17 protein-coding genes and 5 tRNA genes are annotated in these 22,645 nt (G+C 46.0%); 12 read left to right on the top strand and 10 right to left on the bottom strand.

The genetic code is table 11. From position 1 onward, the window contains the following. Nucleotides 1–3: 3 nt before the first annotated feature. Nucleotides 4–1,110: a multidrug efflux RND transporter periplasmic adaptor subunit VmeC gene (gene vmeC / locus L3V27_RS15060; protein WP_237312186.1), complete on the bottom strand. Its 1,107-nt coding sequence runs from the start codon at nucleotides 1,108–1,110 to the stop codon at nucleotides 4–6. An 18-nt stretch (nucleotides 1,111–1,128) separates the two neighbouring features. Then, the gene (locus L3V27_RS15055) at nucleotides 1,129–1,710 is read right to left on the bottom strand and encodes a TetR/AcrR family transcriptional regulator (protein WP_005398171.1); all 582 of its coding nucleotides are present in this window, start codon (nucleotides 1,708–1,710) and stop codon (nucleotides 1,129–1,131) included. 168 nt (nucleotides 1,711–1,878) lie between these two features. Between L3V27_RS15055 and rep the strand changes: the two genes are divergently transcribed. After that, complete coding sequence (gene rep, locus L3V27_RS15050; protein ID WP_005398170.1) at nucleotides 1,879–3,894, top strand: DNA helicase Rep; 2,016 nt, start codon at nucleotides 1,879–1,881, stop codon at nucleotides 3,892–3,894. A gap of 73 nt (nucleotides 3,895–3,967) precedes the next feature. Here the strand turns inward: rep and L3V27_RS15045 are convergent, their stop codons facing one another. Then, a complete protein-coding gene (locus tag L3V27_RS15045; RefSeq protein ID WP_012841248.1) occupies nucleotides 3,968–4,381 on the bottom strand; it encodes a cytochrome c5 family protein in 414 nt (137 codons plus the stop codon). Nucleotides 4,382–4,716: 335 nt separating this feature from the next. On the opposite strand from L3V27_RS15045, the gene L3V27_RS15040 reads away from it, so the two are divergent. The 5 genes from L3V27_RS15040 (at nucleotide 4,717) to L3V27_RS15020 (ending at nucleotide 5,271) form a co-directional block, all read left to right on the top strand. Continuing rightward, nucleotides 4,717–4,793, top strand: a tRNA-Arg gene (locus L3V27_RS15040). A 33-nt stretch (nucleotides 4,794–4,826) separates the two neighbouring features. Then, nucleotides 4,827–4,902: transfer RNA gene (locus tag L3V27_RS15035), tRNA-His, on the top strand. Between the two features lie 69 nt (nucleotides 4,903–4,971). Then, nucleotides 4,972–5,048: transfer RNA gene (locus tag L3V27_RS15030), tRNA-Pro, on the top strand. Nucleotides 5,049–5,094: 46 nt separating this feature from the next. Continuing rightward, a tRNA-His gene (locus L3V27_RS15025) sits at nucleotides 5,095–5,170 on the top strand. 24 nt (nucleotides 5,171–5,194) lie between these two features. Beyond that, nucleotides 5,195–5,271: transfer RNA gene (locus L3V27_RS15020), tRNA-Pro, on the top strand. A 339-nt stretch (nucleotides 5,272–5,610) separates the two neighbouring features. Here the strand turns inward: L3V27_RS15020 and L3V27_RS15015 are convergent. Continuing rightward, nucleotides 5,611–6,336 carry an HAD family hydrolase gene (locus L3V27_RS15015; RefSeq protein ID WP_012841247.1) on the bottom strand — a complete coding sequence of 242 codons (726 nt, stop codon included), beginning with the start codon at nucleotides 6,334–6,336 and terminating at the stop codon, nucleotides 5,611–5,613. Between the two features lie 662 nt (nucleotides 6,337–6,998). On the opposite strand from L3V27_RS15015, the gene L3V27_RS15010 reads away from it, so the two are divergent. The 5 genes from L3V27_RS15010 to L3V27_RS14990 all read left to right on the top strand — a co-directional run bounded on the left by L3V27_RS15010 (nucleotide 6,999) and on the right by L3V27_RS14990 (nucleotide 13,614). Then, entirely contained in the window at nucleotides 6,999–8,714 is a 1,716-nt protein-coding gene (locus L3V27_RS15010) for an ABC transporter ATP-binding protein (RefSeq protein WP_005379108.1), read from the top strand. A 92-nt stretch (nucleotides 8,715–8,806) separates the two neighbouring features. Continuing rightward, nucleotides 8,807–10,360 carry an ABC transporter substrate-binding protein gene (locus tag L3V27_RS15005; RefSeq protein WP_046874194.1) on the top strand — a complete coding sequence of 518 codons (1,554 nt, stop codon included), beginning with the start codon at nucleotides 8,807–8,809 and terminating at the stop codon, nucleotides 10,358–10,360. A 146-nt stretch (nucleotides 10,361–10,506) separates the two neighbouring features. Then, the gene (locus L3V27_RS15000) at nucleotides 10,507–11,484 is read left to right on the top strand and encodes an ABC transporter permease (protein ID WP_069549306.1); all 978 of its coding nucleotides are present in this window, start codon (nucleotides 10,507–10,509) and stop codon (nucleotides 11,482–11,484) included. Between the two features lie 2 nt (nucleotides 11,485–11,486). Then, the gene (locus L3V27_RS14995; RefSeq protein ID WP_005394358.1) at nucleotides 11,487–12,443 is read left to right on the top strand and encodes an ABC transporter permease; all 957 of its coding nucleotides are present in this window, start codon (nucleotides 11,487–11,489) and stop codon (nucleotides 12,441–12,443) included. Between the two features lie 157 nt (nucleotides 12,444–12,600). Next, nucleotides 12,601–13,614: an SPOR domain-containing protein gene (locus tag L3V27_RS14990; protein WP_237312184.1), complete on the top strand. Its 1,014-nt coding sequence runs from the start codon at nucleotides 12,601–12,603 to the stop codon at nucleotides 13,612–13,614. 75 nt (nucleotides 13,615–13,689) lie between these two features. Here the strand turns inward: L3V27_RS14990 and L3V27_RS14985 are convergent, their stop codons facing one another. From L3V27_RS14985 to L3V27_RS14960, 6 genes are all read right to left on the bottom strand, one after another. Continuing rightward, a complete protein-coding gene (locus L3V27_RS14985; protein WP_012841245.1) occupies nucleotides 13,690–13,833 on the bottom strand; it encodes a hypothetical protein in 144 nt (47 codons plus the stop codon). Then, a complete protein-coding gene (locus L3V27_RS14980; RefSeq protein ID WP_237312183.1) occupies nucleotides 13,823–16,144 on the bottom strand; it encodes an acid phosphatase in 2,322 nt (773 codons plus the stop codon). The genes L3V27_RS14985 and L3V27_RS14980 overlap by 11 nt, the downstream gene beginning before the upstream one ends. 262 nt (nucleotides 16,145–16,406) lie before the next feature. Beyond that, nucleotides 16,407–17,966, bottom strand: a complete 1,560-nt coding sequence (locus L3V27_RS14975) for a hypothetical protein (RefSeq protein ID WP_237312193.1) — start codon at nucleotides 17,964–17,966, stop codon at nucleotides 16,407–16,409. 2 nt (nucleotides 17,967–17,968) lie between these two features. Continuing rightward, nucleotides 17,969–18,541 carry a sigma-70 family RNA polymerase sigma factor gene (locus tag L3V27_RS14970; RefSeq protein ID WP_005394366.1) on the bottom strand — a complete coding sequence of 191 codons (573 nt, stop codon included), beginning with the start codon at nucleotides 18,539–18,541 and terminating at the stop codon, nucleotides 17,969–17,971. Nucleotides 18,542–18,543: 2 nt separating this feature from the next. Next, nucleotides 18,544–20,016: a chromosome partitioning protein ParA gene (locus L3V27_RS14965; protein ID WP_237312181.1), complete on the bottom strand. Its 1,473-nt coding sequence runs from the start codon at nucleotides 20,014–20,016 to the stop codon at nucleotides 18,544–18,546. A 13-nt stretch (nucleotides 20,017–20,029) separates the two neighbouring features. Continuing rightward, nucleotides 20,030–21,382, bottom strand: a complete 1,353-nt coding sequence (locus L3V27_RS14960; RefSeq protein WP_237312180.1) for a serine/threonine-protein kinase — start codon at nucleotides 21,380–21,382, stop codon at nucleotides 20,030–20,032. Between the two features lie 219 nt (nucleotides 21,383–21,601). On the opposite strand from L3V27_RS14960, the gene L3V27_RS14955 reads away from it, so the two are divergent. Then, nucleotides 21,602–22,609 carry a LacI family DNA-binding transcriptional regulator gene (locus L3V27_RS14955; protein WP_237312178.1) on the top strand — a complete coding sequence of 336 codons (1,008 nt, stop codon included), beginning with the start codon at nucleotides 21,602–21,604 and terminating at the stop codon, nucleotides 22,607–22,609. The last annotated feature ends 36 nt before the right edge of the window (nucleotides 22,610–22,645 follow it).

The following is a 22,645-nucleotide window of genomic DNA, read 5'->3' as shown; positions in this document are numbered from 1 at the left end:
AACTTAAAGCATTGGTGTTTCAGCAGGTGGGGTAGTTGCATCGCTTTCGACAATGCTTACTTTTGCGTGGTTACTTAAACGGACTTGACCCGATGTCACCACTACATCACCTGGCTTCACGCCTTCTAGAATGTGTGCGATATCTTTAGAGCGTTCGCCAACTTTTACCACATGCTGCTTAACGCGTTTCTCACCATCTTCTTCCGTTACGATGTAAACATTGTCGCCGTATAGCGTAAACGTGATCGCAGTTTGAGGCAGAGTGACCTGATTTTCTAATTTAGGCAGAATGATGTTTGCACGTGCGAACATACCACTACGCAGTTTGCCATCACTGTTAGGGATATCTGCTTGAACCTGAATCAAGCCACTTTGTACGTTAACCGCAGGCTCAATCGCAGAAATTGAACCTTTGAAAGGCTGTTCTGGGTAGGCATCCACGAAGATATCCACTTCTTGGTCGATGTTGATACGTGAGATATCGGTTTGCGGCACGGTAAAGCGTAAGCGCATCACGCTGGTGTCTTCCAGGCGAACAATATCAGTACCCGCTTGTAGGTACTGACCTAGGTACACGTTACGAATACCTACCACACCATCAAATGGCGCTTTGATTTCGCGTCGGTCGATGGTCGCTTTCAAGCTTTCAATGTCCGCTTTTAAGGAGAAGTAGTTCGCTTCTGCTTCGTCATACGCTTCTTTAGAAATAGAGCCTTTTTTAAATAGCCCTTGGTAGCGTTTGTATTTCGCTTCTGCTGCTGGCAACTTGGCTTGCGAGCTCTTTAAATTCGCTTTCTCAACGTCAGAGTCAAGCAGTACTAATGGCTGGCCTGCTTTGACTTGAGTACCGGAATCAAATGCGATTTTGTCGATAACACCGCTAGTTTCATTAGCAACGGTAACCCCTTGGTTTGGTTCAATAAAGCCAATTGCCTCTATAGCAGGAACCCAATCAACCGCTTGTACTTCCGTCACGGTTACTGGGAACTCAGGTTCAGGACGGTTTGCCATGTATTCAGCAATCTTTTGTTGCTTAAATAAGTTGAAACCTATCACGCTGCCGAACAATAGAACGGCGATAAGTAACATAAAGAAAGTCCACTTTTTCATTCTATTAAGAACTCCAAGTTAGTGTTTAATAATTGCATCCCAACTGGCTTCAATAGCAGCTTCTAATGCCGCCTTATCCAGTTGATAAAATCCCAAAGCGTGTTTCCTAGCAAGTGCAACACTTGCCTCAAAACTCAATCCAGAAAGCACTTCGTTATCGAGAGGCTTGAATACGCCCTCTTCTTTCCCCTGATTAAAAAGAAGATCTACTTGGGCAAACATTTGTCTTTCAAGTTCCCGAGCTTTGCTACTATTTGAACAGGGTAGAGATTCATATTGAACTCGATTGCTGAGCGCATTTAAATTCGAGCTCGCTAGATTCCAAATATTGAGCCACATGGTTCGATATCGCTGTTTTAAAGGCATCTCTTCACTCACGCCCAGTTGCACAGCCGTAGCGACGCGCTTTGCTACGTTAAGGCGTAACTCCTCCAAAAGATGTTCTTTATCTGAGAAATAACGATAAATCGTTCCTGCTGCGACACCTGCTTCATTGGCGAGCTTTTGCATGGAAAGCCCTTGAAAGCCCGATTCAGCAATGAGTTGCTCTGCAGCGACTAAGATTTGTTCTCGCTTATCTACAGCAGGGTTATCCTTCATAATCCTACCACCAGTGAATGAACGTTCATTCATTATAGCTCAAATACCCGCCTTTTATGCAACAGAATGTTGCGCTTGTTGGTATGAAAATTACAAGAAATCAGCGTAGCTTTCACGAGGCCACCCCTTTATCATAGGCGCCACATTTATCACCCGCAGAGAATTTCTATGAAGCTGAACCCTAGTCAAGATGAAGCCGTGAAATACGTGTCTGGTCCATGCCTAGTGCTAGCTGGTGCTGGCTCGGGCAAAACTCGTGTTATTACCAATAAAATCGCTTATCTGGTTCAGCAATGTGGCTACAAAGCGCGTAATATTGCAGCGGTGACGTTTACCAACAAAGCGGCGCGTGAGATGAAAGAACGTGTCGGCCAAACGTTGGGGAAAGCCGAGTCTAAAGGTTTGATGGTATCAACGTTCCACACCTTGGGATTAAACATCATCAAACGCGAATACAAGCATTTAGGGTTGAAAGCGGGCTTTTCACTGTTTGATGACCAAGACCAACTGGCGCTACTCAAGGAACTTACCGAAAAGCAGCTTGATGGTGATAAAGATCTGCTACGTCAGCTTCTGAGTTGTATTTCCAATTGGAAAAACGACATGTTGACGCCAGAGCAAGCCAAAGCGCGTGCGCAAGGTGAGCAGCAGCAATTGTTTGCGTTCTGCTTTGATATGTACCAAAAGCAAATGAAAGCCTATAACGCGCTCGATTTTGATGACCTAATTTTGATGCCCGTTTTACTTTTGCGCAATCATGAAGACGTTCGTCAACGTTGGCAGAACCGCATCCGTTATCTACTGGTTGATGAGTACCAAGATACCAACACGAGTCAATATGAGTTGGTGAAATTAATCGTCGGTGAACGTGGGCGATTGACGGTCGTAGGGGATGACGATCAGTCTATTTATTCATGGCGTGGCGCAAAACCTCAGAACCTCGTGTTGCTGGGTGAAGATTATCCGAATTTGCGTTTGATTAAGCTGGAGCAAAATTACCGCTCTACGAGTCGAATCCTGCGTGCGGCCAACATTTTGATAGCCAACAACCCTCACGTCTATGAGAAGTCCTTATTTTCAGAAATTCCTGACGGTGAAAAACTCAAAGTGTTGTTGGCTAAAAATGAAGAGCACGAGGCTGAGCGTGTCACGGGGGAGTTGATAGCACACAAATTCTTGAATCGAACCGACTATCGTGATTACGCAATTTTGTACCGTGGTAACCACCAATCACGCTTAATTGAAAAGTCTCTAATGCAAAACCGTGTGCCGTATAAAATTTCTGGTGGCACCTCGTTTTTTGCACGAGCAGAAATTAAAGACATCATGGCGTATTTGCGCGTTTTGGTTAACCCAGATGACGACAATGCATTCTTACGCATTGTGAATACACCACGACGTGAAATTGGCCCAGTAACGTTAGAAAAGCTAGGCAGTTATGCCAATATGCGTGGGAAGAGCCTGTTTGAGTCGAGTTTTGAAATGGGGCTCGAACAGCACTTAACGGGACGCGGCCTGGAAAACTTACGTCGTTTCACCCAATGGTTAGTGGCGATTGCTGACCAAGCTGAGCGTGGCGATACCGTCGAAGCGGTTCGCTCCTTGGTTCGCGATATCCATTACGAAGATTGGTTATACGAAACTTCAGCAAGCCCGAAAGCCGCTGAAATGCGAATGAAGAACGTTTCTGATCTTTACTCCTGGATAGTGGCGGACCTAGAAGGTGACAACTACGATCAAGAAGAGAAAACGTTAAAAGAAGTCGTTCAACGTTTGACCTTGCGTGACATGATGGAACGTGGCGAAGAAGATGAAGACAGCGATGCAGTACAACTGATGACGCTGCATGCATCAAAAGGCCTTGAGTTCCCATATGTATACTTAATTGGGTCTGAAGAAGGTATTTTACCGCACCAAACCAGTATTGATGAAGACAACGTCGAAGAAGAGCGTCGTCTGATGTATGTTGGCATTACCCGTGCGCAGCGTGAACTGACTTTCACTATGTGTAAAGAGCGTCGACAGTTCGGCGAGTTGATCAAACCGACGCAAAGCCGCTTTTTGGATGAGTTGCCATTTGATGACGTTGAATGGGAAGTAAACAAAAAGCCAGTATCAGCAGAAGAGCGTATGGCGAAAGGTCAGGCACACATTGCCAATATTCGAGCAATGTTTAAGAAGTAGAGTAACCTTGTTCTCACTGACTGAAAACAAAAAGGCTTGCCAGTTGGCAAGCCTTTTTCGTTGATGTCTTTACTTATAGACCTTCAATCATGTGGTCGATTGCTGCGATGATTTCATCGTCAGAACAGTCCATACAGGTTCCTTTGGCAGGCATCGCATTGAAGCCTTCTAACGCGTGCTTCACTAACGTCTCTTTGCCTTGTGCAATACGCGGTGCCCAGTCATCGGCATTACCTGTTTTAGGTGCGCCGTTTACGCCAGATGCGTGACAAGCAATACAAAAAGTACCATAAACTGTGGCGCCATCACGTGGACCGGTTGGTTCTTCTTTCACTGGCTCAGAACCCGCTAGATAAACATCACCGACAGGTTGGATGCGTTCTGCGATCGCATCGTATTCAGTTTGGCTGATGTCAGAAGCTAAAGCTGCCGTAGAAAACGTTAAGGCAGCGAACAAAACGCTAATCATTTGTCGAGACATATCCATTAAACCCACTTCACATTCCCGAGGTAAGTGACTTACCTATTTATATAGTTAGAGTATTAATGCCGAGCAGAGAAATCACTAAATTCCACTGAATGGCATAGAATGATTAGACAACTTGGTTGCAGCTGTTAAATCAATGTAAATAATGGGTGATTATATCCCGATAACTTGTTGCAATAAACAACAAGTTATCCATGACAGGGCGTGAATCACATCAAAAATTCAGTTTAAAGGAAGATAACTGTCGAAAAAGAGACCAAACGATAAAAAAAGTAAAAAAAGTACTAGACGGCATAGTGTGATATCCGTATTATTCCACTCCGCCGATAGGGCATGCGCCCGTAGCTCAGTTGGATAGAGCGTTGGCCTCCGGAGCCAAAGGTCGAAGGTTCGAATCCTTTCGGGCGTACCATTGCCTCGGAGGATACATCGGTAAAAATCAGTGGTGGCTATAGCTCAGTTGGTAGAGCCCCGGATTGTGATTCCGGTTGTCGCGAGTTCAAGTCTCGTTAGCCACCCCATTCTTTCTTTTTTAGATTGAATGCGGTAGCATTGCTCCCAATCTTGATTAAATCAAGATAAAACATCGTCGGTGAATAGCGCAGTTTGGTAGCGCATCTGGTTTGGGACCAGAGGGTCGGGGGTTCGAATCCCTCTTCACCGACCACTATTTAGTTTATGGCTGAGATAGCGGTAAACATGACAATTTGATGGTGGCTATAGCTCAGTTGGTAGAGCCCCGGATTGTGATTCCGGTTGTCGCGAGTTCAAGTCTCGTTAGCCACCCCATTCTTTATTTAAAGAATATATGCTCGGTGAATAGCGCAGTTTGGTAGCGCATCTGGTTTGGGACCAGAGGGTCGGGGGTTCGAATCCCTCTTCACCGACCACTATTAGAAAGCCTGCTTTTTAGCAGGCTTTCGTCGTTTTAGAGTTTATGTTCTCGCTTGGACTGTATTAGTCGGTAATGTTTCAATGGATTTGAAGCCAAGTGGGGTTCGCCTGAAGTTAGAATTCGGCTCTTCACCGACCGCTATTTAGAGCCCCAGTCGAAAGACTGGGGCTTTTTTGCATCTATCCTCTTAAAAGCATCTGCATTCGATTTCAATTTCACCAAAAGTGTACAGCTCTAGGGGCTTTTGACCACCAATGATCCAAATGCTTTTCGAGCTGACAAAATAAACCCCAGAACGACGTCTGGGGCTTTGTGTTTTTCTAATCCGCTACTTTTATTGGGCGAGTGTTTTAAGGATTTCTCTCAGCTCTACCGTTTCTTGGATTTCAAAATTTGGCGTTATATCTGTTGAGTTACTTGCGCCTGTCGCATTTACCCACACACTCAAAATGCCCATATTGTTAGCGCCTGCTATATCTGCTGGTAAAGAGTCGCCAATGTGTAGGGCTTCTTCTGGTTTTACTTCGACCAAGTCGAGCGCTTTTTGAAAAATACTCGCAGCGGGCTTTTCCTCAGGCTCTTCTCCCCCCACAATAATATGGTCCACCCAGTCGCTCATCTGTGTCGCGTTGAGTTTTGGGTGTTGAGAAAAAATCGGGCCGTTAGTGATCACGACGAGTTTATAATGCTGACGAAGGTCGCTGAGCATTTCTTTTACACCAGGGAAGAAAGTGAACGCGCCCATACGTGCAGAGTCAAAGTAGTCTTGAGCCTGTTGAGCCTCTTCGGCATTAATGCTGACTCCGTGCTCCGCCAATATGTTTTGGATCAGGCCACAACGGAACGCGTTTTCATCAGGTAGCAGAGCCACAAGGTGAGGGAATTCCGCATTCAGCTTCTTGTACACACCCTGTAAGTAGCGCTGTAAGAAAGCTTGTGGTTCGGTAACTTGCGGGTAGGTCTTATGAATCCAAGTCGTAAACTTTTGTCCTGCAACTTTATCGGCTTGTGACGTCGCACATAAAGTCTCGTCCATATCAAAAAAAATCGCTTTAAGCACAGGGGCTCCTTTCATTTACAGCTTGGCTCTAACATTGATTATCTATTATCCCACTCTCAATTGTGCCGTAAAGGGTTAAAACCGACGTGTTTCACCTACAATGGGAGAGTGATGGTAACCGCACTTTCTTTTGTTTAGTCAACAAACCGCTTAAGCGGCGCATAATCGTCGTCGACAGAGGATTTGTGTGGTTTTGCTGTTGTGTTCACGTTTTAGCCTATCCTTTCTCTTTCTAAGTTTGGCTTTTTATATTTGCCGACTATTTTATTAATAGTTTTTTATGTTGAAAAATTGCTTTTCGCATACGATATTGTTTGTTAAATGTTAATAATCACATGTGAATAATGTGGGTAATGGTTCTGGTTGGCCCATGCTTATTTTTAGAGCATTTTTCTAGTTTTATTGGTGCATGGCGCACAAAAATAGTGTGATATGAAAATGGTTAAATACTTGTTAATGCATTTTTATTCGTTCATTGTGCGTTTATTTAATGTTTTCTCGGCGGAATATACTTTAATTGTTGCTTTTTTGTGTGATTTTTGCCAAATTGTTTCCGCATTAAGATTTCAGAGTATTATTCTGAATTTGAACGGATTCATTCAGGTGATGAATGGTGCCTTTGGCGCGATTCGATACCACAGACAAGGCAGTAGAGGTCTGAAATGTCACTATTAGAAGTGAAAAACCTTCGTATTGAATACCCATCCCGACACGGCGTTCACGCTGCCGTGAAGTCACTTTCTTTTCATATTGAACGTGGTGAAATCGTGGGTGTTGTTGGCGAATCAGGTGCGGGTAAATCCACCGTTGGTAACGCCGTTATTGATTTGCTTAGCCCACCAGGTCGCGTTGCTAGCGGCGATGTTTTCCTGGATGGAGAAAAAATTTCTGGTTTATCACCAGAAGCGATGCGTAAGGTTCGCGGATCGAAGATTGGTTTTATTTTCCAAGATCCAATGACCTCACTTAACCCACTTTTTACGGTTGAGCAGCAGCTGAAAGAGACGATCCACGCCAACATGAAAGTCTCTGATGAAGAGGCGTATCAGCGTGCGCTTTCTCTGATGCAGCAAGTTGGCATCCCGCAGCCAGAAAACCGCTTAAAACAATACCCACACCAATTCTCTGGTGGTATGCGTCAGCGTGTCGTCATTGCGATTGCTTTGGCTGGTGAGCCAGATCTGATCATTGCCGATGAGCCAACCACGGCACTGGACGTATCAATCCAAGACCAAATCCTCAACTTGATCCGAGAATTGTGTATCAAGAACAATGTCGGCTGTATGCTGGTTACTCACGATATGGGTGTAGTCTCCAACGTCACCGACCGCGTCGCGGTAATGTATCGTGGTGACTTGGTGGAGTTTGGGCCAACAGCCAAAGTGTTGGGCGACCCTGATCACTCCTATACTCGCAGCCTAATTTCAGCCGTTCCACGTTCAGACAGAAAGCTAGACCGATTCCCTTTGGTCAGCTACATCGAAGAAGCGGCAGAAATGGAGCCTCTCGACATTAAGAATCACTGGCTAGGACAAAGCCAGGATGAGCGCGAGTACACAGGCCCGCTTTTAGACGTGAAGAACGTTAATCTACGTTTTGTCACCAAAGACTCTTTATTTGAAAGCCGTCGCGAATACGTGCAGGCATCCAATAATGTGAGCTTTGAAGTGCATGAAGGCGAAACCTTTGGTTTGGTGGGTGAGTCTGGCTCTGGTAAATCAACCATTGCGCGAGTTATTGCTGGTTTATACCAACCTAACTCTGGTCAGGTGAAGTTTGAGGGTATTGACCTGACAGCTTTAACCTCTGAGAAAGAACGCCGCCCAATGCGTCGTCAGATGCAGATGGTGTTCCAAAACCCGTATACCTCAATGAACCCTCGTATGAAGGTATTCGATATTATTGCTGAGCCAATCCGTTTTCATAAACTGACGAAAAACGAGTCGGAAACTCGCCAAATCGTGAATGACCTTCTCGATCATGTTGGTTTGGGTCGTATGGCAGGGCTTAAGTACCCTCATGAATTCTCCGGTGGTCAGCGTCAGCGTATTTCTATTGCGCGTGCGTTGGCGACTCGTCCTCGACTTTTGATTTGTGATGAACCGACATCGGCACTGGACGTATCGGTACAGGCACAAATTCTAAACTTGCTGAAAGATCTGCAAAGTGAGCTGAACTTGACTATGTTGTTTATCAGCCACGATTTACCTGTTATTCGTCAGATGTGTGACCGAGTAGGTGTGATGCAAATGGGTACACTTTTAGAAGTGGCACCAACAGAACAGTTATTTACGGCACCCCAACACGAATACAGCAAAAAATTGATTTCTCTGATGCCTGAATTTACAGGCTTGCGAGAAGAGATCGAGACGGCATAAACCAAGCACCTCGCTTGGCTAACCTTTAGTCATAACAAAGACGCAAACACAACAACAAGGGATCCGTATCCCCGCATGAAGGAGTTATGCAAATGAAAACCATGAAAAGCAAATTAGCAGTGGCGCTAATGGCGGCGGGCCTAAGCTTTAATGCACTGGCAGCAGATATCAAAGTTGGCTACGCAGCTGACCCAGTATCGCTTGACCCACATGAGCAGCTATCAGGTGGCACACTGCAAATGTCACACATGGTATTTGATCCGTTAGTTCGCTTTACTCAAAAAATGGATTTCGAACCTCGTCTAGCAGAGAGCTGGGAGCGCATTAACGACACTACCGTTCGTTTTAAATTGCGTGAAGGTGTGAAATTCCACTCTGGTAATACCCTAACGGCTGACGACGTTGTATGGACGTTTGAGCGTCTACAAAGTTCTCCTGATTTTAAAAACATTTTCGACCCGTACGAGAAAATCGTCAAAGTGGACGACAACACGTTCGATCTTGTAACCAAAGGTCCTTACCCACTAGTGCTGCAAACTGCAACGTACATTTTCCCTATGGACAGCAAGTTCTATACGGGTAAAACCGCAGACGGCAAAGACAAGTCTGAACTAGTGAAGCACGGTAACTCATTCGCATCGACTAACGTTTCTGGCACGGGTCCGTTCATCGTGACATCACGTGAGCAGGGCGTAAAAGTGGAATTTGAACGCTTTAAAGATTACTGGGACAAAGAGTCGAAAGGTAACGTTGATAAGCTAACGCTTGTTCCAATCAAAGAAGATGCGACTCGTGTAGCTGCGCTACTTTCTGGCGGCGTTGACATGATTCACCCGGTAGCACCAAACGATCACAAACGTGTGAAAGACGCAGACGGCATCGATCTAGTAACGCTACCAGGTACTCGTATCATCACGTTCCAACTAAACCAAAACAGCAACGAAGCACTGAAAGACGTTCGCGTTCGCCAAGCGATTGTTCACGCAATCAACAACGAAGGCATCGTGAAGAAAATCATGAAAGGCTTCGCGACAGCAGCTGGTCAGCAGAGTCCAACTGGCTACGTTGGTCACGATGACAAGCTAGTACCTCGCTACGATCTGAAGAAAGCAAAACAACTGATGAAAGAAGCGGGTTACGAAGACGGCCTGACGCTAACTATGATTGCGCCAAACAACCGCTACGTAAACGATGCGAAAGTAGCGCAAGCGGCGGCGGCAATGTTGTCTAAGATTGGCATCAAGGTTGATCTGAAAACTATGCCAAAAGCGCAATACTGGCCTGAGTTTGATAAGTGTGCGGCAGACATGCTGATGATCGGTTGGCACTCGGATACAGAGGACTCGGCAAACTTCAACGAGTTCCTAACTATGACTCGTAACGAAGAAACCGGTCGTGGTCAGTACAACTGTGGTCACTACTCAAACCCAGAAATGGACAAAGTGGTTGAAGCTGCAAACGTAGAGACGGACCCTGCGAAACGTGCAGCAATGCTGAAAGGTGTCGAAGCGACGCTATACAACGATGCTGCATTCGTACCGCTACACTGGCAAAGTGAAGCGTGGGGTGCGAAGTCTAACGTGAAAGCCGCAGACATCGTGAACCCAATGGTAATGCCTTACTTTGGCGACCTAGTTGTCGAGTAATCATACTTAGTCATGACAGAGAGGGGCGCCAGTCCTTCTCTGTTTTCGACACTTGGCTCGGTTTTATTTCAGTCGGATTGAGCCAGTTTTACAGACTGAATTTTCTCTCTAAGTTTAGAGATCTATGGATAGTTAAGGGGCAAGGAATGTTTTCGTTTCTGGTCAAGCGCCTGTTTCAGGCACTGATAGTGATGTTTGTGATCAGTTTGGTGGCGTTTGCCATTCAGGACAACCTGGGTGATCCGCTGCGTGAGCTTGTAGGTCAGTCGGTTTCGGAGTCGGAGCGCCAAGCGCTACGCGACGAATTGGGCCTGAACGATCCCTTTATCACAAAGTACACGCGCTTTGTGGGTAATGCACTGCAAGGTGATTTGGGTACATCATACTTTTTCAAGCGACCTGCGGTTGAGGTGATCCTCGATAAGCTGGTGGCAACATTAGAGCTCGTGTTTGGCGCGACGCTCATCATTATCGTTTTCTCTATACCACTCGGGGTGTATTCCGCGATTCACCCGAAGAGTGTCTTTACCAAATTTGTTATGGCGATGAGTAGTGTCGGCATCTCGATTCCGGTGTTCCTAACCGCAATCATGCTGATGTACGTCTTCTCCATCGAACTCGGCTGGCTGCCTTCCTACGGGCGAGGTGAAACCGCTAACTTGCTTGGTTGGGAATCTGGCTTCTTTACCATCGATGGTATTAAGCACCTTATCCTGCCGTGTATTGCGCTAGCGTCTATCATGCTGCCGTTGTTCATCCGTCTGGTACGTTCAGAAATGCTGGAAGTACTGAGCTCGGAATACATTAAGTTCGCCAAAGCAAAAGGTCTGAACTTACAAAAGATTTATTACCAACATGCACTTAAGAACACCATGCTGCCAGTATTGACGGTAGGTGGCGTGCAGATTGGTACCATGGTGGCTTACACCATCCTAACCGAAACCGTATTCCAGTGGCCGGGTACAGGCTTTCTTTTCCTAGAGGCAATCAACCGTGTCGATACACCGTTGATCACAGCTTACGTTATCTTTGTTGGTCTGATTTTCGTGGTAACCAATACCATCGTTGATTTGCTGTACGGCATCATCAACCCAACTGTGAACTTAACTGGAAAAGGAGCTTAATCATGAGCCAATCAAATGTAACACCAGCTCCTGAAGCCGCTCCATCTGCATGGCAGCGTTTTAAAGAGTCGGACTTCTTGTATTACTTCAAGCGCGACAAAGTGGCGATGGCAAGTTTTACGGTCTTTATGATGTTCTTAGTGTTGGCATTAGCTGCGCCAATTCTAGCTCCGACTGACCCGTATGATCTGACGTCTATCGACATCATGGATTCAGAGCTACCACCGTCTTGGATGGAAGAGGGCGATGAGCGTTTTGTTCTTGGTACTGATGAGCAAGGCCGTGATATTTTATCGACCATTCTTTACGGTTCTCGTTTGTCTTTGACGATCGGCTTTTTAGCCGTCGGTCTTCAGTTGATTTTGGGTATCATCATTGGTTTGTCGGCGGGTTACTTCGGTGGTCGTATCGATAGCTTCTTGATGCGCTTTGCGGATGTTCAACTATCGTTCTCAACCATGATGGTGGCGATCATCGTATCGGCCATTTTCAAAGCCAGCTTTGGCAGCGATTTTTACAGCCAATACGCGGTGGTGATGCTGGTGGTGATCATCGGTGTGGCTGAATGGCCGCAATACGCACGTACCATTCGTGCTTCAGTACTGGCTGAGAAGAAGAAAGAATACGTAGAAGCGGCACGCGTGATGGGCTTTAAAGCGCCACGCATCATGTTCCGTCACATCCTGCCGAACTGTCTATCACCAATCTTGGTTATCTCGACGGTACAGGTAGCGAATGCGATCATGTCGGAAGCGGCACTGTCATTCCTAGGTTTGGGTCTTCCTGTCGATCAGCCATCACTAGGTGCGCTGATCAGCATCGGCTTTAACTATATCTTCTCAGGTGCGTGGTGGATTACTGCCTTCCCAGGCATCGTGTTGGTTACACTGGTTCTGGTTATCAACTTATTGGGTGACTGGTTACGAGATGTATTCAACCCGAAATTGTACAAAGGCTAAGAATTTTCCCGCCAAGCGTTGTAAATTCGCTTAATTCCTTCCTAAACTGAGAGCCGGATGCAAATTCCGGCTCTTTTTTTGCTAGTTATTCTTTGTTCACATTTTTTTGGCGCTTTGCCGCCATAATGACCTTACCCACTAATTTAGAGTGAAGTGTATGGAAATGAAGAAGGCACAACACCCATCTCGTATCTTCCAAGCAAGCCTAGCTTTCGGCTTGTTGCTGGTATGCGCCCAGTTTTCTAGCCCAGTATCGGCGGAGGAGTTCCTTTGCCAAGCTACTCAAGCCAGCGAGAAAGAACTGCCGATGCTTGAGAAAACGTGCCCAATTGGTAACGGAGTATGGGGAAATAAAGTGCCGCAAGGAGGCAACTACCTCTACTGGATTCAATGCGGATTACTACCAAAGCCAATGTCACTCGCGAAAGCAAAGCCGCTTTACAGCAAGATTACGACCGACGTGTGGATGAAGCCGGAGTCCCAAGGTTATCGCTGTTTGATTGGGCCTTACAAAGATCTGTCTGATGCGAGGGGGGATTTGCGAGGAGTCAAAACCTTGTCGAATTACAAAGAGGCTTTCATCCGCGTGGTTGGAAAAGAGAATAAACAGTCTACGACACCATCTAAACCCGCTGTGCCGTCGAAATCAGCCGCATCTTCGGTTAAGCCAACACCGACGGTGACCCCGAAATCCGCGCCAGTTCCTGCCGTGCGAGCTGATACCGACGCCTTTACAGCGCCGGCAGAGAAGTCAAAGACCAAGGCAAAAAATACACGTGATAACTCTTCCTCCAAGCCTGTTGCTAAGACCAAAGCGAAGCCGGTTGTGACCGGGAATGATGACATTGAAGTTCGGTTGAGAACCTCCTTACAAGGCAAAACGTACGTGGTGCCATATTTACTCGATCACCACAATCAGTTTTACATGGAATACGGCAAGCCGTGGAATCGTCTCAACTACGAAAACTCGCAAAAAGTATGTCAGCAACTGGGTATGAGCTTAGCCAGCCCTGCAGAATTCAAAGTGTTGAGGGCGTCTGGTGTGATGGAAAAAAATCAATGGCCACTGCAACTGCCGTATTGGGGCAAAGATAAGAAAGGTTTGTTCGCAGATCGTGAGCCAAACCAGCTCACCGGAACCTCATTATTGAACTTAGTGTGCGTGAAATAACGACTCAAATATTGCGGTCAAAAGATAGAAGAAAGCCCCGAGTTCGGGGCTTTTTTGCGGTCTCAAATATTATCGCTATTTGAGTGGCGTTTCTTTGTGACAGTTAGAGCAGATATACACTTCTTTTATGCCGACCAAGCGTTCCCAAAGCGTTCTGCGTCTTCTACGCAAATGCACGCTATCACAGCAAGGGTTAACGATGGTTGCTTTAGTCATCATCGCCAGGCTCCAAAATCGGGAGTGAACTCGCGATGCTTGTCATGGCTTCTTTGTTGTGAGAGTACAGACCATATTCCGGCGCGGATTCATGACCGTTTTGCTCTTTACTCCAACGAATACCGATGTAGAAGTCACCAAAATCACGGTTGATGTAACGATGACGAGTTTTGTAATCTGACTCTGAGCCTGTTTCTTTTAGAATCAGCAGCTCACGGCCTTCATCATCCTGGATTTCCCAATTACCTGGAGTTTGGAATCCTGTTGGCATGAACGACGTGTAGTTGTAAGTATCAGCGTCGTACTCGTACGTACCTGACGAGTATTTCAGGACTTTGTCGTCGCCCGAGCCTTTACTTTCTACCATCAAGTCATGCTCTACCGTGCCGTGTTTGATGTGTTCTGCAACCGAAAGTGATTCTGCGAATGGTGTATTGCTTGAATCCATCCAGAACAGCTCATCATCTGAGATTTTAACGATCATCTGAGTGCCGTTATGCTCGGTTGTGTGCTGGTACAGCATTTCATACTCTTCGCCATAGCTGTTGTATAGCTTGCCGTCTTTCAGCTCGACGTCTTCACAGTCTTTATTGTGGTATTCCGCGTAACCAGTTTGTTGGTCCAGATCGGCAAGAATAGCGTAGGCATCGTGTTCCCATGTGTTTTCTAGGAAGTCGCTGATGCTCGCTTTGTACTCTTGATTCATCTCATCATGGTTTGAGCCCCAGCAGAATAGTAGGCCTTCAGAGTCTTGCATCAACATGGCATAGCCAATTTCACCGTCTTTTTGTGCAAAGCTACCCATTTTCCACTCTTGACCGTTGAAGTGCTCGTGAGTGAAGCCCAAAGTCGGTACTACTGGTGGTGGCGTGACGCCTTCAATAACCGTTGGCATGCTGAGCGCAATCTGTACCGCGGTATGGCCATCTGTTGCGCTAATCGCAAGTGCTGCACCAGCTTCGCTCGCTTTTGTCGGTGTGCCTTTAATGGTGACAATCGCATTGTCATCCTCAGATACTGTTAGACCTTCAATGTCCACATAGTCCGCTGAGTAGTCGGTGATATGACCGTCTTTATCTTGGAACAAGCTAGAAATATCGAGCGTTTGTTCAAATACTTCACCTTGTTGTAGGTACCAACCATCAACGATGGACTGTAGACGCGCTTGTTCTGTTTCCACAACCGTTGGTGGTAAGTTTGCCGATTCGATTTCGAACTTAAATACGGTGCTTACCGTACCCAAAACCTTACCTGAAGAATCAATGTCTTGCGCCGTTAGGACTATCTCAAAATCACCAGCTTTTTCTACGATAGCAGTCGGATATAGAACAATCAGATTTCCAGTTTGCGCAACTTCAATGCCTGTGCCTGCTAAGTTGTGCGTCAGTTTGGTTGTCACAAGGTTTTGGTCTTTGTCTGTGAAAAGACCTTCGATGTTTAGTTCAACGCCATCAAAGCCTGCGCCTTGTACGATTTTTGGTAATTTGCCAAGCTTATCTTTAGCAGCTTCTTCGACGGTTTCGTTTACGGTTAGCTTGTTATTGATTGCCGTTTCAGGTGCTAAGTTGTCGCTATTTGGGGTCGTGTCAGTGATGATTGGACGTAGACTTGGGTCATTGATGTTTTCGCCAGATGCAACAAGACGTTCCACTTCTTGGTTTGCCGCTTGAGCAAATTCAGTGGCCTTTTTCTCGTAGTTAGCTGGGTTTTGCGCTTTTGAGTCGGTCAGAATCTGAGCGGTTTTATGTAGTTCGGCGTTTTTTGTCGCACCTTCAACAAAATCACTGTACAGATCAATTGGTGCTTCTTCTGAGCCTCCTAGCGCTTGGTTTACCTTGGCTTTTGCGTCCTCTTCACTAATGGATGGATCTTTTGCCATTTCAATCGCAACAAGGTCTGTGATAGGTGAAATCACGTTTGACGATGTTGGTGCACGGAACACGATTTCGTGGGCCATGGCTTGGCCTGGATGATCCATATCAACCGTGTATTTGCCAGCGTACTCTTTAGCATCCAAAGCGATAAGCTGTTTCTGCTTTGCACCGTTTGGTGTAATGGTTTGCAGTGCTAGAGTGTTTTCTGGTTTTGCATCCAATTTAAGCTGACCTTTCTCATCGGTCAGACCAAGGAATGTTTCTTGAGTGTCCCATTGGCCGTTGTTGTTCGTATCTTCAAAAACAACTGCATGTTTGAAGTAGCCGTCAAAGCCTGTAATCACAACACCGTTGTTAGCACTGCTTGAACCACCATCTGAACCGCCACAGCCAGTAAGAGCGATAGCCACTGACGCTGCTAATAAACTCACCTTATTCATTATTCATTTGTCCTTGTTTCGTTTCCGAATGAGAAAGTCGCTTTTTTATTGTTTTTATCTTTCAATCTCACTAGTGAGATTGAAGAGAGTGGTGTCTTTTTAATGACTATTGAGCCTAGGTTCAAGACACGAAAAACCGCACAAAACCCGTAAAATTTATTTCTATTTTTTGTCTATGATGGAAAATTGATAATTTGATCACGGTTCCAGTTTTATTTTGGGGATGATTGTTTTGTCAAAATAACCACCTGTAAAGAAAGGTTTATTGGGTATCGCTAAGGACAGGGGCGTGATAAATCATGTTGATCTTAAATTCCTCAACGCGATCAGCAAATTGAGGATGAGGTTTAAGCACATAACTGTAGACTTCGCCTGGAATGAATATGTCGTAATCTGTGTATTCAAGATTGTAAAACATAAATGTTCGTTGCCAGTAATCATCTGGCCATTCAGCACAATGTATTGGAGTTATGCCGTCAAAATCCATTGAGCTAGAGATAATATCGGCAAACTCTCCTCGCCCCGCTACGATAGAGCTGTACCAGTAAAATAAATAATCATGACAAAATAGGTCATGTTGGTTTGATTTCATATTGAGATCAGAGTCCAGCTTGTGCACTGGTTCGTTACCCTGAACACTTCTATCAAATATGTAGTTGCTAGCAGTCCCGTTTATGTAACCCCCTCCTGAAATGGGAAAGAGGTAGTCAAACAACGTTCCTTGATATTCGTACTCACCAGTGTGGACATTGATGCGTTTTTCCATCGATTGCTTGTTTTTTTGCATGGTGTAGCTTTCGAATTGTTTGCCATCAAATACGGTGGTGAAATAGTTCTGAGTCTCTTTATGAACCTGAGATGCGTATACCTTTTTGGTGGTCCAAATTTGGCGTACGCCGTGGACATAAACAATCAACGAGTCATCACTGATTTTGTACTCACCCACCTTTTTTAAGTCTCCCTCTTCAGGACACTGGTGTTTGTTGCTTGAGGCGGCATAAAGTACCTCGTCATCCTCAAACTGAAACGCTTCGCAATACACCACTTCATACGCGTACGCGGTATCGCCAAGATTTTGCGTCGTCTCCAAGCGATAGACAATGTCGCCAATTAGCGGGTGTTCCGTGTCATTGTGACCTGGAGTGACAACAGGCAACTCAAAACGTGTTGTGACCCACGCATGGTCGCTGTCGCCGTGGTAATCATCACGCGCCGCTACCGCCAGGTATGTGGTGGTTTTAATGTTCTCTGGTGCACCTAGTACCATCATTTGTCCTTGGTTTAGCACCCTTAATCCATTGGCGTTTTCGAGCCAAATCCGAGTGGTGAGGAGATCGCCATCCGGGTCTTCAAACAGTTGGTTAAGATTGAGCGAATAGCTAATCGGAGAGTTTTGGTTGAGCTCCCAAGCATAAATAATGGTTTGTAGCTGTTGTTCCACCGTGAGGTTGATGATGGGTTTATTATTCTCTGATGGGTCCTCTTTTGAACGGCTGTCTTCATAACCCAATGACGAGTCGTAAAAAGAGCCGTCTTCTGTAGTATGAAATGGGTTCGTAATTGGCCCTGGTTGTCCTAAAATGGCAGAGTTGAAGGCGTCATCACCGTCTTTTTTGTGGGCGTTCTCCAACGCAGAACCTGTCAACGCTTGCTTTACTTCAACTAAAGATGTGCGCTCATATTGACGATGTGTTCGCGTGGTTGATTGGCTAGTACTGTCTGATGAGTTCGCCGCGGATGCTAAGCTGGATTCGTCTGACATGCAATATACGCCGAGCAAACCAACGCAGATGGCGCCGATTATCCAAAACTTTTTGCTTATCATTACGCGTGCGCCATTCGTGATTGCAACCAACTGCGAGAGAATTTTAGGTCTTTCTCTATTAAGCTCGCGCTGCACTCAAGTAGTTCACTGATTTCTTGGTTTTTCATTCCCATTAAATACTTGAGTTTGAGTGCACTTGATTGGCGTGGGTAACGGCTACTAAAGTTATCCAGAGCTTTATCCATGATGATCAATTGTTCGAAGCGATCTTCTTCATCTCTCATCAACGTAATGTGTTGGCGCTTTTGCGCTTGGTGTGAGCGTGCGTTATCGATCAAGATTTGACGCATCACTTTGGCGGCCATCAAAAAGAAATCACGTTTTGTTTCAATTTCACTCATGTCGCAGTTGGACATCTTCAGGTAAGCATCATGAATTAATGCCGTGGTGCTGTTGACGCTATCGGCCAATACCTTGTTGTCGGTGCCGTACTTTTCCGCGTTTCGTTCACGCTCGTGTTGGGCGATCTTACGTAACTGCAAATACGCAAATTGGTAGAGCTCACTCTCAGCTTGTTTATCACCAGATTGCCATTGTTGAATGATTTGTGTCAGTGCTACTGCTGTTGCCATGGTTATACATCCTCGCTCACTTTGACAAATTCAGAAATGGTGTGGGTTTCAATGCGATCAGAGCCGTCTCGGTTGCGGAGAACATCTTGTTGATAGCGATATAAAATGCCTTGTTCCCAAGTTGCGCCAGCGGGCAGATATTCCCAAGTGGTGTAATTGATTTCGGCAGGGGTCGTTGACCAACGTACCATGACATTCATTTGCGCAAGCTCGGCTTTGGGTTCGTCATTGTTGACCCACCACATGTCCGCATACTCTTGGGTGACATCTTGGGTGTATAGGCTTGCGTCGGTTGGACAGGTGTCTGCATTGTGCGGCAGTCGCATGACTTGTTGGTGGCGCATCAATAGGCACGATTGTGTCATGGACTGCTGGTGGTATTGGGTCTGCTGCCATACCCCGAGGTAGTCGATGTCGTGTTCGTTCGTGTTGGGGTAGGTAAACCACAGCATTTCTGTACGATTGTGGTGGTGGATGTTTTTTTTACGCCCAAGGCCTTGTACTTTTTCCATCAGTAGCTCAGTACTTGGATCAAAGTTGAGTGCAACGGAGCGGTATTTCCAGTCGCCTTCATCATCAAAGTCTTCGAGAGAGAAACCATTCAAGTCGTTGCGGGTGCACCCAGTGATTGAGCAACCGACGATATTAAACCAATCCGCAAATTTGCTTATCGGCTCGACAATGTCTTCCGTGATAGGGCGCTTCATCGAGAGGAAGCAACCTTGAAAATGATCGCCAATGCTTGGATGCTCAATCAATGAATCTTTGGTGATGGTGAATCGAGTTTCACCAAACGGAGGGCGATATTTAGGATGATGTTGATAACGTAAGTCGTAAGCACAAGCTCGGCCTTGCCAATCTTTCTTTTTGATCACGATGTTTTTGAACGTCATGCCGCGAGGTTCAAAGATGATCTCATCTGAGGCAAAGTTTTTTTCAATGTACTGCTGGCTTTCGTTTAGGTGCTCGATTGCCTCATCGACAGATACCCAGTCGAGATTGAGGTGACGTTTGGCGTCATCCAGATAATTGAGGTCAAGGCCCTTGAGCTGGTTTTGAAAGCGAGCATCAGACAACACGCGGTTGGCTAAGACAATTTCCTTACGATTCTCAGGCGTGCTGTCGAGAGAGAGCAGCAGGCGCGTCATATTGATGCTACGACTGGGTTTGGTTGTTGCCATCGTCGGTGTAAGCACTTCTTGGCTCGATAAGGTTGTCAGCAGATAACCTTTATCATCGTTGCCAAGGAAGAAGCTAATCACATCACCAGGTTGGTAGTGAAATGCCCCTTGTTGGGTAACGCCAGTGATATTGGAACTGGTTTTGTAATACAAGCCAGTCACTGGCGCATCGATAAAGTAGCCTTGCCTCAAGGTTGAAGTGGGCGGGTGTGAAGTAGTAGCAGAAGTGTCTGCTGCTAACGTGGAGGTAGCCGTCAGTGCAGACAGCCAAAATACCACTGAACGTGTATACATCTTGTTTTAAGCCTTATTGGTTGGTGCTGTCCTCAGACGCACAATTTGGCTGACAACTCATTGGAGTAGTTAGGTGCTTCTTTGGCACCGGTGTCATCATCGCCAACAACATTTTTTGTTTTATGTGTTTGGGGATATCTGGATTAGAGAGTATCCGCCTTCGTGTTAACTCCATCATGGAGCTCACTGAGAGGTGTTCGACATTCTGCCCCTTCGCGTGGAAGATAAGGCGAGTCATTTCGTACATCATATCTTCTGCAATCTTCTTCTCTTGTTGCAGTTGGATATTCTTTTGCATCATGGCGCTGCCAAATAGCACACCTGATAGCACGATGATGCCTGACAATGCAGAAGCAAGAGGGCGCCGTTGCACCAAGCGAAAGGCGCTATACAAAGGCCAGTGTTTTTTCTGCTCGATAGGGCGACATTCGATAATTCGCTCGATATCAATGCGTAGCGCTCGCACATCTGGGTATCGCACTTGGGTGGCTGGACGCGTCGCCCGTCTTATCACCCAATACACATCAGACCAAACCGCTGGTGACGGAAACATCAAAGCGAGGATTTTGCCCAATGAATAAACATCGCTTTGCTCTGTCAGTACTTGTCCTGCCTGCTGCTCAGGGCTGGCAAAATTTTGGCTAAACGCAATCAGTGCCGAGGGTGAGCCCTCTCGGGTGGAGTGCGCTTTTTGAGTTAAGTTGAAGTCGAGCAGTTTGGGTCGTTTGCTACGATCGATCAGTATATTTTCTGGTTTTAGATCGGCATGCAAAACATGATGCTGGTGGGCGTGCTCCATCGCCTGACAAATCTGCTTAAACAGCAGCAGTTTTTCCGTCTTTTCCAGCTTATTTTCTGACAGGTATTCATCTAAGGTTTGACCAAATACCCGCTCCATCACGATGTAAACTGAATCTTGATGAAGGCCGCCATCAAACACTTTCGCTATGTACGGATGGTTTAGGCGCGCGAGCAGTTGTGCCTCATCGAAGAGTGCACGTTGTCCCAGCACATTACTCAAATTGCTTTGAATAAACTTGATGGCCAGATCTTGTTCGAACGTTTCATCTGCACGTAGGGCGGCGTAAACGACACCCATGCCACCGCGACCCAACTCATGAGTTAGGCGATACTTACTGATGACTTCTCCGCTTAGATCGACGTCTCGGTTCGTAGCCTGGTGAGCACCAAAGTAAAGTAACTGCGTTAGTTGTTCTTCAGGTGTCTCGTGGGCTAAAAGAGGAACGAGTTGTTGATACAGCTCAGGTTGACTTTGTTGCAATGCTTGGAGGTATTGCTGCTTTTGGGAGTCGTCCAGATCAAGCAAGTGATAGTAAATCTGGGTTTCGCTAGAGCCTAACTGCACTGTGCCTAATGTCTTATTCTTTTAGGTACGGCATTTTATAAGAACTTTGATATAAATGTCATTTATTTATTCGGCTTTGACTCACAATGTATGAAACGCAATTTGGTGGCTAATAGAATAATAACATCATGATTTTGCGAATTATTTTCACTGAGCTTGTCGGCAGAGAGTCTATTCGTCATAATGTTACTTGTAACATTACTGATAAATCACATATTTATGGCTCAACAGAATAAGAAAACTCGCACGACATTGCAGGATGTCGCAGACCAAGTTGGTGTCACGAAGATGACGGTTTCACGTTATATGCGTAACCCTGAATCGGTGGCAGAAAAGACTCGGGCCAAGATTGCGACTGCGATTGAAGAGATGGGATACATCGAAAACCGCGCCCCCGCTATGTTGTCAAAGTCGTCCAGTAAAGCCATTGGTATTTTACTGCCCTCATTGTCCAACCAAATTTTTGCTTCCTTTGTTCAGGGCATCGAGATGGTGACCAAAGCCAATGGCTATGAGACGCTTTTAGCGCATTTTAGCTACGATGAGCTTGAAGAAGAACGCAAGATCGCGTCATTACTCTCTTATCAGGTCGATGGACTTATTTTAACTGAAAGCCATCACACGCCGCGTACATTGCAAATGATAAAAAATGCAGGGATCCCTGTGGTGGAAACCATGGAGCTGCCACCAGAGCCGATTGATATGGCGGTTGGGCTAGATCATGAAGATGCCTCGTACACGGCGGTTAAGCAGATGCTAGATTCAGGTAAGCGTACAATCGTTTATTTTGGGGCGCGTTTGGATACGCGAACCAAGCTGCGTATGCAAGGTTATGATCGCGCGATGACGGAAGCAGGGCTAGAACCTAAGCACGTATTAACGGGTGATCACTCTAGCTTCTCTTTAGCGCATGATTTGCTTGAACGCGCGCTAGAAACTCACCCAACGCTTGATGGCGTATTCTGTACCAACGACGACATCGCGATAGGGACCATGCTGAGCGCGCAACAACGTGGCATTCAAGTTCCGCAGCAGCTGGCGGTTGTGGGCTATAACGCGCTGGATATCGGTCAAACCATCAGCCCGAAACTGACTAGTGTCGATACGCCGCGTTTCAAAATCGGTGAAAAGAGCGCAGAGCTTTTGATCGGGCGTCTGAAAGGTGAAGCGCAAGAAGAAAAAGTGGTTGATATGGGGTATCAAATTACCTCAGGAGAGAGTGTTTAACTCGCAGTTAACCGCTCTCTGTATTCGCTCATCAAT

Source organism: Vibrio sp. J2-3(2022) (assembly GCF_021725735.1).
Lineage (GTDB): Bacteria > Pseudomonadota > Gammaproteobacteria > Enterobacterales > Vibrionaceae > Vibrio > Vibrio diabolicus.
Note: the sequence above shows the minus strand (reverse complement) of the source record. Positions and strands in the feature narration are given on the sequence as shown.